The organism is Nonomuraea maheshkhaliensis, from assembly GCF_039529435.1.
Lineage (GTDB): Bacteria > Actinomycetota > Actinomycetes > Streptosporangiales > Streptosporangiaceae > Nonomuraea > Nonomuraea maheshkhaliensis.
Genome location: NZ_BAAAMU010000029.1, coordinates 38,074 through 50,882 on the forward strand (window position 1 = coordinate 38,074; position 12,809 = coordinate 50,882).

The 12,809-nt window shown below is 70.5% G+C and carries 13 protein-coding genes; 7 read left to right on the plus strand and 6 right to left on the minus strand.

The genetic code is table 11. From position 1 onward, the window contains the following. Positions 1–1,374: 1,374 nt before the first annotated feature. Complete coding sequence (locus ABFX54_RS21070) at positions 1,375–2,154, minus strand: Fic family protein (RefSeq protein ID WP_346107222.1); 780 nt, start codon at positions 2,152–2,154, stop codon at positions 1,375–1,377. A gap of 347 nt (positions 2,155–2,501) precedes the next feature. Here ABFX54_RS21070 and acs point away from each other — a divergent pair, with 347 nt between their 5' ends. The 4 genes from acs (at position 2,502) to ABFX54_RS21090 (ending at position 6,595) form a co-directional block, all read left to right on the plus strand. Beyond that, a complete protein-coding gene (gene acs, locus ABFX54_RS21075) occupies positions 2,502–4,475 on the plus strand; it encodes an acetate--CoA ligase (RefSeq protein WP_346107224.1) in 1,974 nt (657 codons plus the stop codon). 329 nt (positions 4,476–4,804) lie between these two features. Continuing rightward, complete coding sequence (locus tag ABFX54_RS21080) at positions 4,805–5,248, plus strand: phage holin family protein (RefSeq protein WP_346107226.1); 444 nt, start codon at positions 4,805–4,807, stop codon at positions 5,246–5,248. Continuing rightward, positions 5,238–6,158, plus strand: a complete 921-nt coding sequence (locus tag ABFX54_RS21085) for an alpha/beta fold hydrolase (protein WP_346107228.1) — start codon at positions 5,238–5,240, stop codon at positions 6,156–6,158. Before ABFX54_RS21080 ends, ABFX54_RS21085 begins: the two co-directional genes overlap by 11 nt. Further along, on the plus strand, positions 6,155–6,595 hold the full coding sequence (locus ABFX54_RS21090) for a DUF309 domain-containing protein (protein ID WP_346107230.1): 441 nt from the start codon (positions 6,155–6,157) through the stop codon (positions 6,593–6,595). Before ABFX54_RS21085 ends, ABFX54_RS21090 begins: the two co-directional genes overlap by 4 nt. On the opposite strand, the gene ABFX54_RS21095 is transcribed toward ABFX54_RS21090, so the two are convergent. Further along, complete coding sequence (locus ABFX54_RS21095) at positions 6,592–7,782, minus strand: MarP family serine protease (RefSeq protein WP_346107232.1); 1,191 nt, start codon at positions 7,780–7,782, stop codon at positions 6,592–6,594. The two genes, ABFX54_RS21090 and ABFX54_RS21095, sit on opposite strands and share 4 nt — an antisense overlap. 82 nt (positions 7,783–7,864) lie before the next feature. On the opposite strand from ABFX54_RS21095, the gene ABFX54_RS21100 reads away from it, so the two are divergent. After that, positions 7,865–8,377 carry a HEAT repeat domain-containing protein gene (locus ABFX54_RS21100; protein WP_346107234.1) on the plus strand — a complete coding sequence of 171 codons (513 nt, stop codon included), beginning with the start codon at positions 7,865–7,867 and terminating at the stop codon, positions 8,375–8,377. A 21-nt stretch (positions 8,378–8,398) separates the two neighbouring features. Here ABFX54_RS21100 and ABFX54_RS21105 read toward each other — a convergent pair whose 3' ends face one another. Both ABFX54_RS21105 and nth read right to left on the minus strand, forming a co-directional pair. Next, the gene (locus ABFX54_RS21105; RefSeq protein WP_346107236.1) at positions 8,399–9,046 is read right to left on the minus strand and encodes an NUDIX hydrolase; all 648 of its coding nucleotides are present in this window, start codon (positions 9,044–9,046) and stop codon (positions 8,399–8,401) included. A gap of 40 nt (positions 9,047–9,086) precedes the next feature. Then, positions 9,087–9,809: an endonuclease III gene (gene nth / locus ABFX54_RS21110; protein WP_346107238.1), complete on the minus strand. Its 723-nt coding sequence runs from the start codon at positions 9,807–9,809 to the stop codon at positions 9,087–9,089. A gap of 85 nt (positions 9,810–9,894) precedes the next feature. On the opposite strand from nth, the gene ABFX54_RS21115 reads away from it, so the two are divergent. Then, a complete protein-coding gene (locus tag ABFX54_RS21115) occupies positions 9,895–10,353 on the plus strand; it encodes a hypothetical protein (RefSeq protein ID WP_346107240.1) in 459 nt (152 codons plus the stop codon). A gap of 201 nt (positions 10,354–10,554) precedes the next feature. Further along, positions 10,555–11,235, plus strand: a complete 681-nt coding sequence (locus ABFX54_RS21120) for a Crp/Fnr family transcriptional regulator (protein ID WP_106241107.1) — start codon at positions 10,555–10,557, stop codon at positions 11,233–11,235. Here ABFX54_RS21120 and ABFX54_RS21125 read toward each other — a convergent pair. Together ABFX54_RS21125 and ABFX54_RS21130 are read right to left on the minus strand one after the other, a co-directional pair. Next, positions 11,217–12,008: an MBL fold metallo-hydrolase gene (locus tag ABFX54_RS21125; RefSeq protein WP_346107242.1), complete on the minus strand. Its 792-nt coding sequence runs from the start codon at positions 12,006–12,008 to the stop codon at positions 11,217–11,219. The two genes, ABFX54_RS21120 and ABFX54_RS21125, sit on opposite strands and share 19 nt — an antisense overlap. Then, positions 12,005–12,799, minus strand: coding sequence for an NUDIX hydrolase (locus ABFX54_RS21130; protein WP_346107325.1), 795 nt, complete (start codon positions 12,797–12,799; stop codon positions 12,005–12,007). The genes ABFX54_RS21125 and ABFX54_RS21130 overlap by 4 nt, the downstream gene beginning before the upstream one ends. Positions 12,800–12,809 lie beyond the last annotated feature (10 nt).

Consider the following 12,809-nt stretch of genomic DNA (forward strand, 5'->3'; position numbering starts at 1 on the left):
GGGTGAAGGTGATCGTGCGTGGAAAGCGGCTCAGGACGACGTGCGAATCGGCGCGGGCGGTGCGGCATGCCTGAGCTAGTAGTGCGGCACTTGTGCTGAGCGACGGTGCCGCATCTGTCTGGGCTGGCGCGCGGTGCTCCCCGAGGCATGGCTCGGGTGGGGGCGCCCAGTCGATCCCGAGGGAGGCGTGGAAGGCCACGGGCACGACCGTGCTGGAAGTGGACGCTCCTTGTGGGAGACGGTGACGGCAGCGTGGCGAGGAGGTCAGGAGACCGCGCCCGGATGATCGCGCGGGCAGGCGCGCCGGAGGGCGGCGGTCGGGGCTACATGTACGACCGCAGGAAGCAGGAGTAGGAGCAGGTCGCTAGCCGCAGGGAGTAAGCCGCAGTGACCAAGTAGGAGAAAGCGGGCCGGAGAAAGCAGACCGCAGACCCGTAGGAGCAGGCCGCAGAGGGCAGGCCACATAGACCGCAGAGGCAGGCCGTAGAAGGCATGGGGCAGACCGCAGGCCCGTAGGCATGCAGGCCCGTAAGCAAGCAGGCCCGTAAGCAAGCAGGCCCGTAAGCAAGCAGGCCCGTAGGCAGCAGGCCGTACGAAGCGAATCTCAGGGAGAAGCAGACCTCAGGGAGCAGACCGCAGACCGCGGGAAGCAGCCCGAGAAGGGCAGGGCCGAGGCGGGCGGACGGTGGGGAAAAGGGGCGACCCCCGCCGGGGGGGAGAGCGGGGGTCGCCTGATCGGTCCGGCTCCGGGGGGGTAGAGCCGGTCCCGTTTCAGAAGAAAGCTTTCATCACTACACCGGAGCCTGGCAAGGGACTCGCAAAGGTATCCCCCGCACCCTCGCTCCAGTTTCTGGCGATACCCCCGTATGCTGCCCGATCCACTCAAGTTTCGTCGAGGAGCAATCTCGTATTTTCGCCAAGTTTTTTCGTAACGCCATAACGATCACATAAAGACGGTCACGGAGAGTGATCGTCACGGCTTGATAACCGACCCCCGTGAGCGCCTTCGACCCCCGCCCAGGAGGCGAGAGCCCCTAGGCGGGTAAAGGTCTTGACCCGAGGGGTTCCCATCAGGGCGAATCCGACGTAGAAAGGTGTCACCGGACTACATGTCCGGGTGCATCAGCCGGGCACCCACGCGCGACCAGCCGCGGGAGGCGCGTCGTGACGGGCTTGACCCGCTCCGACGGATGAAGGTGCACGCTTGGTAACCCGGTGTGATGCACTGCAGACGGCGTCTCATGACTGAGACGCCGTCAGCTGTGTCAGATTTCTTCCTTTAGGCCCGGCTTCAGGCCCAAGCGTCCAAGCTCTCAAGCGCTCCCAAACGCTCCCAAGCGCCCAATCCCAAGCGCACCGGCGAGCCGCGCCCGGTCAGCCTCTCTGCATGGCCTCACAGATCGCAGTCGTCTCGCGCACTCCCAGGGTTACCGCAGAGGCACAGTGTTGTACCCAGGCCGCCACCCCCTCCGGCGTCCCGCTCAGGTACGCCCGCAGCGCCTCCCCGTAGGGCAGCTCCAGATGCCCCACCTCCACCGCCACCAGCGACTTCGGATCGAGCCCGTACTCCACCAGCGTCAGCCGCCCGGCCGAGCGGGCCACGATCCCGTCCGCCGTGCCGAACGGCCGCAGCACCGCCAGCTCGGCGTGCACCACGGCGGCCAGCACCACGGCGGGCGCCTTCGTGGGCTGTTCGAGCAGCCCGAGCAGGCCCTCCATGCGGCTCGCGGCGTCCGCGGCGGAGGGCGCGGGGCCCAGGGAGAGGGGGTCGGGGGCCTCGTCGAGCGAGCGGGGGCGGCCGAGCGAGTCCTGGGGCGCGAGGCCGGCCGCGGCCACCGCGTGCAGCCTGGCCAGCACCTGTCTGGGCGCGGAACGCCAGGTCGAGCCCAGGCGTCCCATCTCGGCCGAGGCCCGCAGCGCCCCCTGGACGAGCGGGTCGTGCGTCTCGTCGCGGCGCAGCGCGTCGAGCGGCACGTCCACGCCTTCGATGGCCGCCGAGGCGCGGGCCCCGCGCAGGGACGACTCCGTGGAGACGGCGGGGCTGGCGCGGCGCAGTACACGGTGGCGGTAGAGCCGGTCCACCGCCCGGCGGGCCTCGTCCACCGCATCTTGCACACCGGGGAACTGGGCGATCACGGCCAAGGGGTCACTCACGAGACTCGACCTTACCCATGGGTAGGACCGGGCGGGCCGCCACGGGTGGTGGCTGTCAGTGGCGGAGCCGGCGCTCATGCCCGGCGCCCGGGAAACCGGGGAATTGGGCCCCCGCCCGCCGGAGGATTGTCCGCGTACGACTATCGATCATCCGCCCATAACGCGCCGCACGACATAGCTCCATTTCGAGATGACAACGTTTCAATAGCGTTTGTCATTCACCTGGATAAGATCGCGCCCGGCCCGTACACACGGTACAGACCTGTCTAGACCTCTTGTGTACGGAGGCCGTGAGCTGGTGAAGTGGGACACGAACCTGTCCAATCTGGCCATAGAAGGAGCATGAGGTGGCCCCGGAGCCCGCTGGTAACGAGACCCAGGCGCTGTCCAACCTGCTGAAGGAGAATCGCCGGTTCGCGCCACCGGCTGAGCTGGCGGCCGCCGCGAACGTGACCTCGGCCGCGTACGCCGAGGCCACCGCGGACCGCCTGGCCTTCTGGGAGCAGGCGGCCGACCGGCTGACATGGACCAAGCGCTGGGACACGACGCTCGAGTGGAATCCTCCGTTCGCCAAGTGGTTCATCGGCGGTGAGCTCAACGTCGCCTACAACTGCGTCGACCGCCATGTGGAGGAGGGGCGCGGCGAGAAGGTCGCCTACCACTGGGAGGGCGAGCCCGAGGGCGACACCCGCACGCTCACGTACGCCGACCTCCAGCGTGAGGTGAACAAGGCCACGAACGCCCTGCTGGAGCTGGGCGTGCGCAAGGGCGACCGGGTCGCGATCTACATGCCGATGATCCCCGAGCTGCCGATCGCCATGCTGGCCTGCGCCCGGCTCGGGGCGATCCACTCGGTGGTGTTCGGCGGGTTCTCGGCCACCGCGCTGAAGAGCCGGATCGACGACGCCGACGCCAAGCTGGTCATCACGGCCGACGGCGGCTACCGCAGGGGCAAGCCGTCAGCACTCAAGCCGACCGTGGACGAGGCCGTCGCCGAGTGCCCGCAGGTCGAGCACGTCCTCGTCGTACGCCGCACCGGCCAGGACGTCGCCGCCGGCGACAAGGACGTGTGGTGGCACGACGTGGTGGAGCGCCAGAGCGAGGAGCACACCGCCGAGCCCCACGACGCCGAGGACCCGCTGTACATCCTCTACACCAGCGGCACGACCGGTAAGCCGAAGGGCATCCTGCACACCACCGGCGGATACCTGACGCAGACGGCCTACACCCACAACGCGGTCTTCGACCTCAAGCCGGACAGCGACATCTACTGGTGCACGGCCGACATCGGCTGGGTGACCGGTCACTCCTACATCGTGTACGGCCCGCTGGCCAACGGCGCCACCAGCGTCATCTACGAGGGCACCCCGGACACGCCGCACCGCGGCCGCTTCTGGGAGATCGTGCAGAAGTACCAGGTCACGCTGCTCTACACGGCGCCGACGGCGATCCGGACGTTCATGAAGTGGGGCGACGACATCCCCGCCAAGTACGACATGTCCAGCCTGCGGGTCCTGGGCTCCGTCGGTGAGCCGATCAATCCCGAGGCGTACGTCTGGTACCGCGAGCACATCGGCGGCGACCGCTGCCCCGTCGTCGACACCTGGTGGCAGACCGAGACCGGCGCGATCATGATCAGCCCGCTGCCCGGCGTGACCTCGGCCAAGCCGGGCGCGGCCATGCGCCCGCTGCCGGGCATCAGCGCCGACGTGGTGGACGACCAGGGCAACAGCGTGCCCAACGGCGGCGGCGGCTTCCTCGTCGTACGCGAGCCGTGGCCGTCGATGCTGCGCACCATCTGGGGCGACGACCAGCGCTACATCGACACCTACTGGAGCCGTTTCGACGGGATGTACTTCCCCGGCGACGGCGCCAAGAAGGACGACGACGGCGACCTGTGGCTGCTCGGCCGGGTCGACGACGTCATGCTGGTCTCCGGCCACAACATCTCCACCACGGAGGTGGAGAGCGCGCTGGTCAGCCATCCGAAGGTGGCCGAGGCGGCCGTCGTGGGCGCGACCGACCCGGTGACCGGCCAGGCCATCGTGTCGTTCGTCATCCTGCGCGGCTCGGCGGAGGAGAGCGACGACATCGCCACCGACCTGCGCAACCACGTGGCCAAGACGCTCGGCCCGATCGCCAAGCCGCGCCAGATCCTGGTGGTGCCCGAGCTGCCCAAGACCCGGTCCGGCAAGATCATGCGTCGCCTCCTGCGCGACGTGGCTGAAAACCGCAGCATCGGCGACGTCACCACGCTGGCCGACAGCACGGTGATGAACCTCATCTCGGAGAAGCTCCCCTCCGCCAAGGCGGAGGACTAGCGACAAACCCCACGGAGGCCCCATGTCCCGATATTTCGGGACGTGGGGCTTCCGTGGATACGGGGCATGCCGGAAGTATCCGGAAGCCACCCCGCCCCAGGCCGGAACCGCGCCCGAGAGACGTACGACACACCCAGCGGGAAAGCCTCGGCCCCCTCATGGTCATGCCCGCCGGGTCGAGCCCGGGCGTGATCTCATTCCATCGGGTAGTTCTGAGAGTGCCGGCAGGACTCGTGCCAGATAAGTTCGGCGGTGCCCGGCTGTCAGTACGCGCCGCATCACGCTGGATGATGTTTGACACGGCCACCGAGCCCCGATAGGAGACGTTCATGCCGCAGAACCCCGAGGAAGAAGAATCGCTGGGCTCGCTGGTCGCCCAGGCGAGCAGCCACATCTCGTCCTTGATCCGCTCGGAGATCGAGCTGGCCAAGGCCGAGTTCAGGTTCGACGCCAAACGGGTCGGCATGGCCGGCGGGCTGTTCGCCGCCGCCGCCTTCATGGCGCACCTGTGCCTGATCCTCGCCTCGTTCACGATCGCGTACGCGCTGGCCCAGGTCATGCCCACCTGGCTCGCCTTCCTCATCGTGACCGTGTTCTACCTGCTGGTCGCGGGTCTGCTGGTCTTCATCGGGATCCGCAGGCTCAAGGGCCTGGCCGGGATGAAGCGCACCGCCAGGTCGATCAAGGGGCTCAAGGAGATCGCCACGCCTGACGAGCAGGCGCTGCCGGCGCTCGACCCGGATCGCGAGCCGGTGACCCGCGATGGCACCTGACGAGTCGGTCGTAGAGATCCAGGGGCCGTGGACGCACCGCGCGGTCCACGCGGGCGGCACCAGGTTCCACGTCGTGGAGGCCGGTGAGGGGCCGCTGGTGCTGCTGCTGCACGGGTTCCCGCAGTTCTGGTGGACCTGGCGGCACCAGCTGACCTCGCTGGCCGGGGCCGGGTTCCGGGCGGTGGCGGCCGACCTGCGCGGCTACGGCGGCAGCGACAAGCCGCCGCGCGGCTACGACCTGCCCACGCTGGCCGCCGACGCGACCGGGCTGATCAGGGCGCTGGGCGAGACCGGGGCGATCGTGGTGGGCCACGACTGGGGCGGGTTGCTGGCCTGGACGATGGCCGTGCTCGACCCCAAGTGCGTGCGCCGGCTGGTCGTCGTGTCGGCGCCCCATCCGCTGCGGCTGCGCAACGCGCTGCTGACCGACCCCTTCGGGCAGCTCAAGGTGAGCGGGCGCAGGCTCGGCTTCCAGCTTCCGCTGCTGCCCGAGCGCCGGCTCACCCGCCATGACGCGGCGCTGGTCGGCCGGCTGCTCGACACCTGGTCGCGGCCGGGCTGGCCGGAGCCGGAGGAGTCGCGCACATACCGGGAGGCGTTCAGGATCCCGGCGGTCGCGCACTCGGCGCTGGAGTATCACCGCTGGTTCGGCCGCTCCCAGCTGCGTCCCGACGGCCGCCGCTACGCCAGGGCGATGCGTACGGAGGTCGAGGCCCCCACACTCCACCTGCACGGGGCGCTCGACCCGAGCGTCCTGCCCCGTACGGCGCAGGGTTCGAGCCGCTACGTGGCGGCACCCTACCGGTGGCGGCTGCTCGAAGGAGCCGGCCACTTCCCCCATGAGGAGATCCCCGACGTGTTCGACACCGAGCTGCTCGGCTGGCTGAACGATCCGGAGCCCGACCGATGAGAGATCGCGATCCCGAGGGCAGGCCGCGCAACGCCAGACCGCGCGACGCGTACGGCAGGCCGCTCCCCTACGGCTCCCCCGGCCTGCCCCGGGTCCCCGACGAGTACGCCCCCACCACCGAGCAGGCGCTCGCCGACGGCCGCCGCTTCCTGCAAGAGGGCCTGCCGTTCAACGCGCACGAGGTGTTCGAGGGCCGCTGGAAGTGCGCGCCCGAGGAGGAGCGCGAGCTGTGGCAGGGGCTCGCGCAGATCTGCGTCGGGCTGACGCATCTGCAGCGCGGCAACGGGCGCGGCGCGGTGACGCTGTTCAGCCGGGGGGCGGCGAGGGCGCAGTCGTACGGCGGCGCGTACGACCCCGTCGGCAAGGCGGCCTCAGGGCTGACGCAGGACAGCGACCCCGGCGAGGCCATCGCGCTCATCCTGAGCAAACTTCCCTAGTCGCACTCCTGCGTGCTGGCCGGGCTGGTGTCGTTGCGGCCCGCCGAGGCGTCGGGAGCGACCTCTTCCGCCGTCAGCACGTAGCCGGTCTGCTCCTCGTTGATCGCGGCGGCGAAGATCACTCCGTAGACCCGCCCGCTGACCGTGAGCAGCGGCCCGCCGGAGTTGCCCGGCAGCACCTGGCCCCTGATCGCGTAGACCTTCCTGCGCACGGTGTTCTCGCGGTAGATGTCGGGGCCCTCGGCGTCGAGCTGGCCGCCGATCCTGGCCGGCTCGGCGGTGAACCCCTTGCCCTTGGGGAAGCCGGCGATGATCGCGCTGTCGCCGCGGCTGCCGTCGCCGTCGAAGTTGAGCTGCGGCAGGTTGAGGCCGGGCACGTAGAGGACGGCGATGTCGCGGCGCGGGTTGTAGCGCACCACGGTGGCGTTGTGGCGGACGTTTTCCGAGTCGATGACCTGGAGGTCGCGGGTGACGCCGGCGACCACGTGGGCGTTGGTCATGATCCGCCCGGGGGCGTAGACGAAGCCGGTGCCCTCGATGTGCTTGTTGCAGCTCTCCGCGTTGCCCTGGACCTTGACGATCGCGCGGCGGGCGCGCCGCAGGTTGGGCCCCTGGAGCACGCTCTGGTCGGGCGGCTGCACGTCGATGAGCTGCCCCGCGCCGATCGCGTCGAAGACGGGCGGGAACTCCGAGCGGTCGATGAACTTCTTGAACGGCTGCTGCCAGTTGCGCGCGCCCTGCGGGATGGCGTCGTCGACCGTGGTCAGCAGCGCGGAGTTCTTCACCTGGTCGACCAGGGGGCTGAACGACGTCGAGACGATCAGCGAGCCGATCAGCCAGGCGATGACCAGCACCGACAGCGCGCTGGCGAACGTGCCGCCCACCGCGTCGGCGACCTTGGCCGGCTCCCACGTGACGTGGCTGCGCACGACGGCGCCGAGCGTCGAGGAGGCGAACTGGCCGATGGTCGCGGCCAGGAAGACGATCACGATGGCCAGCAGCGCCTGCGGCGTGTCGCCGTCGACGACGGCCTTGGAGATCGGGGGCGCGATGAAGACGCCCAGCACGGCCCCGCCCACGAACCCCACGAAGCTCATCGCCCCGATGATGAAACCCTGCCGGTAACCCGAGATGCCGAAGGCGATCACGAGGCCGATCAAGATGAGGTCAAGCAGATCACCGCGCACGCTTCAAAGGTAACCAGCGATACGGTCAAGTGTGCACGTCTTCGATCAGGACGGCGTCACCCTGCTGGCTATCTTGAGCGGTATGCCGCCGGACGAGGGAACAGTGCACGATCTCATCCAGGCAGCTCTGGGCGACACCGATCCCGACGGTCCCCTGCGCTGGCACGTGATCTCCTTGCTGCGCCAGCGCGGCGACCTGGAGTCCTTCATCGAGGCGCGGCGGTTGTGCGCCGCGGACAGCGTCGCCGAGCGGCTGCTCGGCGTGGACATCATGGGCATGTTGCGGCCCTTCGCGGACCGTACGCTGCCGGTGCTGCGCTACCTGGCCGCCAGCGAGGACGACGCGATGGTGCTCTACTCGGTGCTGATCGCGTTCGGGCATCTGGCCGATCCGCGCTCGCTGCCGTCGGTGATCGACCTCGCGGGTCATCAGGACGCCAGGGTCAGGTACGGGGCCGCGTACGCGCTGCAGCACGTGCTCGGCGAGCCGCCCGACCGGGCGGGGCTGGAGACGCTGCGGGCGCTGGCCTGCGACAGCGACGCCGACGTGGCCGGCTGGGCCGCGCTCGGGGTGGCGCTGCGATCCGCCCACTGAGCGCTGCGATCAGCTCACTGATCAGCCGCGTGCGGCGAGCGCGACGACCTCGGGCGGCAGGTCCTCGACCTGGTCAGGGTCCCAGGGCTGTTCGAGCCCGCCCTCCCGCAGCACCGTGTCGAGCAGCATCGCGGTGAACCCCCACACCAGCATGCCGCGCACCCGGAACGCCGGCCCGGCCGTGCCCCTCGGATGCCGGAGCATGACGCGGTTGGCCGGATCGACCAGTTCGGCGATCGGCACCCGCTCGACGGAGTCGACCTCGTCGGGCGAGGCGGCGTGCACGGCCGAAGGCTCGCGCCACCAGGCGATCACGGGGGTGACCCGGTTGTCGCTGTGGGTCAGGTAGAGCTCGGGCATCGTGCACAGCACGTGCACCCCGCCCGGATCGGCCCCGGTCTCCTCCTCGGTCTCCCGCAGCGCCGCCTCGACGGGCCCCGCGTCCTCGGGATCGACGCCGCCGCCGGGGAAGGCCGGCTGGCCGGCGTGCCTGCGCCCGCGTGTGCTGCGCTGGATCAGCAGCACGTCGGGCCCGTTGGGACCATCGCCGAACAACATCAGCACCGCGGCGGAGCGCCCGCGCCCGGCTGGTGGCCGGAGGATGCGGGGCACGTCGATCCGCTGCGCTTGCGCCGCCAGGGTCTCCAGCCAGTCGGGCACTTGAGTCACGAAACCTCCAACACGCGGGGCCCCCGATGACTTCCCGCGTTCAGGAGAAGGGGCCGGGTCTGACGAGTTTCTCCGCCTGGGCGGCGGACGTGGGGCCGGTCCCGTACGAGGGGCAGAGCGCGGCCAGCGGGCACACGCCGCACGCCGGCCGGCGGGCGTGGCAGATGCGGCGGCCGTGCCAGATCACCCGGTGGGAGAAGATCGTCCACTCGCGCTTGGGCAGCAACTCGGCCACGACGTGCTCGATCTTGACCGGGTCGGTCTCCTCGGTCCAGCCGAAGCGGCGCACGAGCCGCTGGAAGTGGGTGTCGACGGTCAGCCCCGGCACGCCGAAGGCGTTGCCGAGCACCACGTTGGCCGTCTTGCGGCCCACTCCCGGCAGCGTGACCAGGTCTTTCAGCTTGCCGGGGACCTCGCCGCCGTAGCGCTCGCAGACGGCCTGGGCCATGCCGATGATGCTGTTGGTCTTCGCGCGGAAGAAGCCGGTCGAGCGGATGATCTCTTCCATCTCCGAACGGTCGGCGGCCGCATAGTCCTCCACCGTGGGATATTTCGCGAAGAGGGTGGGGGTGACCATGTTGACGCGCTTGTCCGTGCACTGGGCGGACAGGATGGTCGCGATCAGCAGCTCCAACGGGGTGCTGAAGTCGAGCTCGCAGTGGGCGTCAGGGTAGGTCTCCGCCAGGATGCGGTTCATCTTGCGCGCGCGCCGCACCAGTGCGAGCTGGGTCTCCGGCTTGCGCCCCGCCGCGTTCGTCGCCATGCGGCAAGAGTAGAAGCTTTGGCCGGCTGTTGAACCCAGGACGACCTCGGCAGCGTACAACCTGACGCGTGAAAGGGGGTCGGCCGTGGGCGATCAGGGAGCGACGCTGGCGGAGTTCGTCAGGACCGGTGGGCCGTTGAGCGGCCAGGCGCTGCACCGGCTGGCCGTGAGCTGTGTGGCGGCCATGGCCAAGCTGCACGCGCACGGCACCGCGGGGCTACGGCTCAGCCCCGAGAGCGTGGCGCTCGGAACGCGCGGACAGGTGCTCATCGGCTGGCGGACCGGCGACGACTGCGACGGCGACGACCTGCGTGAGGCGCGGGACGTACGCGACTGGGCCGACCTGGTGGTCTTCGCCGCGACCGGCGCCGAGCACGGCGACACCGCCGCGCTGACGCCCGCGCTGCGCATCGCGATCGAGCGCTGCCGCCACCCCGACCCCGCCTCCCGCCCGAAGTCCGTGGACGTGCTGCGCGTGCTGCTCAGCCGCACGATGTCCGCGGCGGTGGCCTCGGTGGACGGCCTGCTGCGCACCGCCGGCTGAGACTGCCGCGTACCGCCGGATGAGACGGTCACGCGCCGCCGGTTGAGACGGTTCGGTGCCGGTCACAGAACGGGCACGGCCATCCTGTACGTTTCCCCCGGGATGCCACGCACCGGGCATGCCGTGAACACTCCGGCATTCCCATAACCTGTGTGTGCCGCCCGGAGTGGGGTGAGTCACAATGGCAGCAGAGGAGGCAGAGTGAACACCGAAGATGTGCTGGGCAAGGCCCCCCTGTTCGCCGCGCTGGACCGCGAGAGCGCCGCGGCGCTGCGCACGAGCATCACCGAGGTCCAGCTGTCCAAGGGGCAGACGCTCTTCCACGAGAACGAGACGGGCGACCGGCTCTACGTCGTGCTGGAAGGCAAGATCAAGCTCTCCCGCACCTCCCCGGACGGGCGCGAAAACCTGCTGAGCGTGCTGGGGCCGAGCGAGATGTTCGGCGAGCTGTCGCTGTTCGACCCGCGGCCGCGTACGGCGACGGCGACGGCGCTCACCGAGGTGCGCCTGGCCGGCCTCGGCCACGACGATTTGCGGCCCTGGCTGACGGGCCGGCCCGAGGTGGCGCTCCACCTGCTGCGCGCGCTCGCGCAGCGGCTGCGGCGCACCAACGACGTGCTGGCCGACCTGGTCTTCACCGACGTGCCTGGACGGGTGGCCAAGCAGCTGCTCGACCTGGCCGAGCGGTTCGGCACCAAGACCGACGACGGCACGCGGGTCCACCACGACCTGACCCAGGAGGAGCTGGCCCAGCTCGTCGGCGCCTCGCGGGAGACGGTCAACAAGGCGCTGGCCGACTTCGCGCAGCGCGGCTGGCTGCGCATCGAGGCCAAGGCCGTGGTGATCCTCGACATCGACCGGCTCTACAACCGGTCCAGATAGTCGAGCTGGGCCGCCACCGACATCTCGGCGGCCGGCCAGAGCGAGCGGTCGACATCGGCGTACACGATCTTGACGATCTGGCGCGGCGTCTTCGCTCCCTGCTGCCTGGCCGCCCTGATCTGGTCGAGCCGCTGCCGCCGGTGCGCGATGTAGCCGTCGAGCGCGCCGATCGGGTCGGGCAGCACCGGGCCGTGTCCCGGCAGCAGCACCCGCGCGTCCAGGCTCTCGGCCGCCGCCCTCAGCCGGTCGAGGCTGCGCAGATAGTCGGCCAGGCCGCCGTCGCGGGCGATGATCGTGGTGCCCCTGCCGAGGATCGTGTCGCCGGTCAGCATCGCCCGGTCCGCGGGCAGCCAGAAGCACAGCGAGTCGAACGAGTGGCCAGGGGTGCCGTACACGTGGAGCTCCAGACCGGCCACGGTCACCACGTCGCCGTCGGCGAGCCCCTCGTCGCCCAGCCGGTGGCGCGGGTCGAGGGCGCGCACGGGCGCGCCGACCAGCTCCGCGAAGCGCTTGGCTCCGCCGCTGTGGTCGAAATGGCCGTGGGTGAGCAGGATCTGGGTGACCCGGCGCTCCCCCAGGTGCCCGGCCACGCGGCGCAGGTGCGACTCGTCCTCGGGGCCCGGGTCCACGACGATCACCTCGTCGCCGGCCCCGATCACCCAGGTGTTGGTGCCGTCGAGGGTCATCGGCGACGGGTTGGGGGCGAGCAGGTTTTCAGCGTGCGTCGTACGGGATCCGTCGGGCGTGTCGATCGGGATGTGCAGCCCGCTCATCTCGTCACCAATCGCATTTCGCCGTCGATCTCCACGGCCCGCGGCATGATCGTCTCGATCTCCCGGTGCTCGGCCAGCACGCCGGCGACGCCGTCGTACGCGCTCAGCTCGCTCAGCGTCGTGTACGTCGGCGGCATCAGGAAGATCTCCCCCTTGTGCGCCAGCTCGATCGCCGCGCCGGGCCGCTGCCAGACCACCTGGTCGGCCTCGCCGCCCACGTCGCGCGTGCGCTGGCCCTCGGGCAGCACGGCGACGAAGAAGCGGGTGTCGAAGCGCCGGTGCTCGATCTCGGGCGTGATCCAGTGGGCCCACGGCTTGAGCAGGTCGGACCTGAGCACCAGGCCGCGCCGGGCGAGGAACTCGGCGAAGGCGAGGCTACGGTCGATCAGCGCCAGCCGGTCGGCCTCCCAGTCGTCCCCGGTGGTGTCGGCCACCACGGAGCCGGGCCCTGGGCCTGCCAGGAGCACGCCCGACTCCTCGAACGTCTCGCGTACGGCCGCGCACACGAGCCCCCTGGCCAGCCGCTCGTCGGCGCGGAAGCGCTCACCCCACTCGGCCGGGGACGGCCCGGCCCAGGCCACGGCCTGGTCGGTGTCGCGGGCGTCGACGGAGCCGCCGGGGAAGACGTACGCGCCCGCGGCGAAGGCCATCGTGGCCTTGCGCCGCAGCAGGTAGACCTCCGGCCCCGGGCGCAGGAGCACCACCGTGGCGGCGTCCCGCGCCGGCACCGGCTGCACGCGCCCGGCCAGGACGTCCCGGGCCCGGGCGGCTAGCTCGGCTGGAAGCGGCAATCCAGTCACA

Bases quoted from the DNA above. Each gene is read 5' to 3' on its own strand.
- ABFX54_RS21080 (WP_346107226.1), top strand. From the start codon at position 4,805: ATGCCGCAGAACCCCGAGGAAGAAGAATCGCTGGGCTCGCTGGTCGCC.
- ABFX54_RS21085 (WP_346107228.1), top strand. From the start codon at position 5,238: ATGGCACCTGACGAGTCGGTCGTAGAGATCCAGGGGCCGTGGACGCAC.
- ABFX54_RS21090 (WP_346107230.1), top strand. From the start codon at position 6,155: ATGAGAGATCGCGATCCCGAGGGCAGGCCGCGCAACGCCAGACCGCGC.
- ABFX54_RS21100 (WP_346107234.1), top strand. From the start codon at position 7,865: ATGCCGCCGGACGAGGGAACAGTGCACGATCTCATCCAGGCAGCTCTG.
- nth (WP_346107238.1), bottom strand. From the start codon at position 9,809: ATGGCGACGAACGCGGCGGGGCGCAAGCCGGAGACCCAGCTCGCACTG.
- ABFX54_RS21125 (WP_346107242.1), bottom strand. From the start codon at position 12,008: ATGAGCGGGCTGCACATCCCGATCGACACGCCCGACGGATCCCGTACG.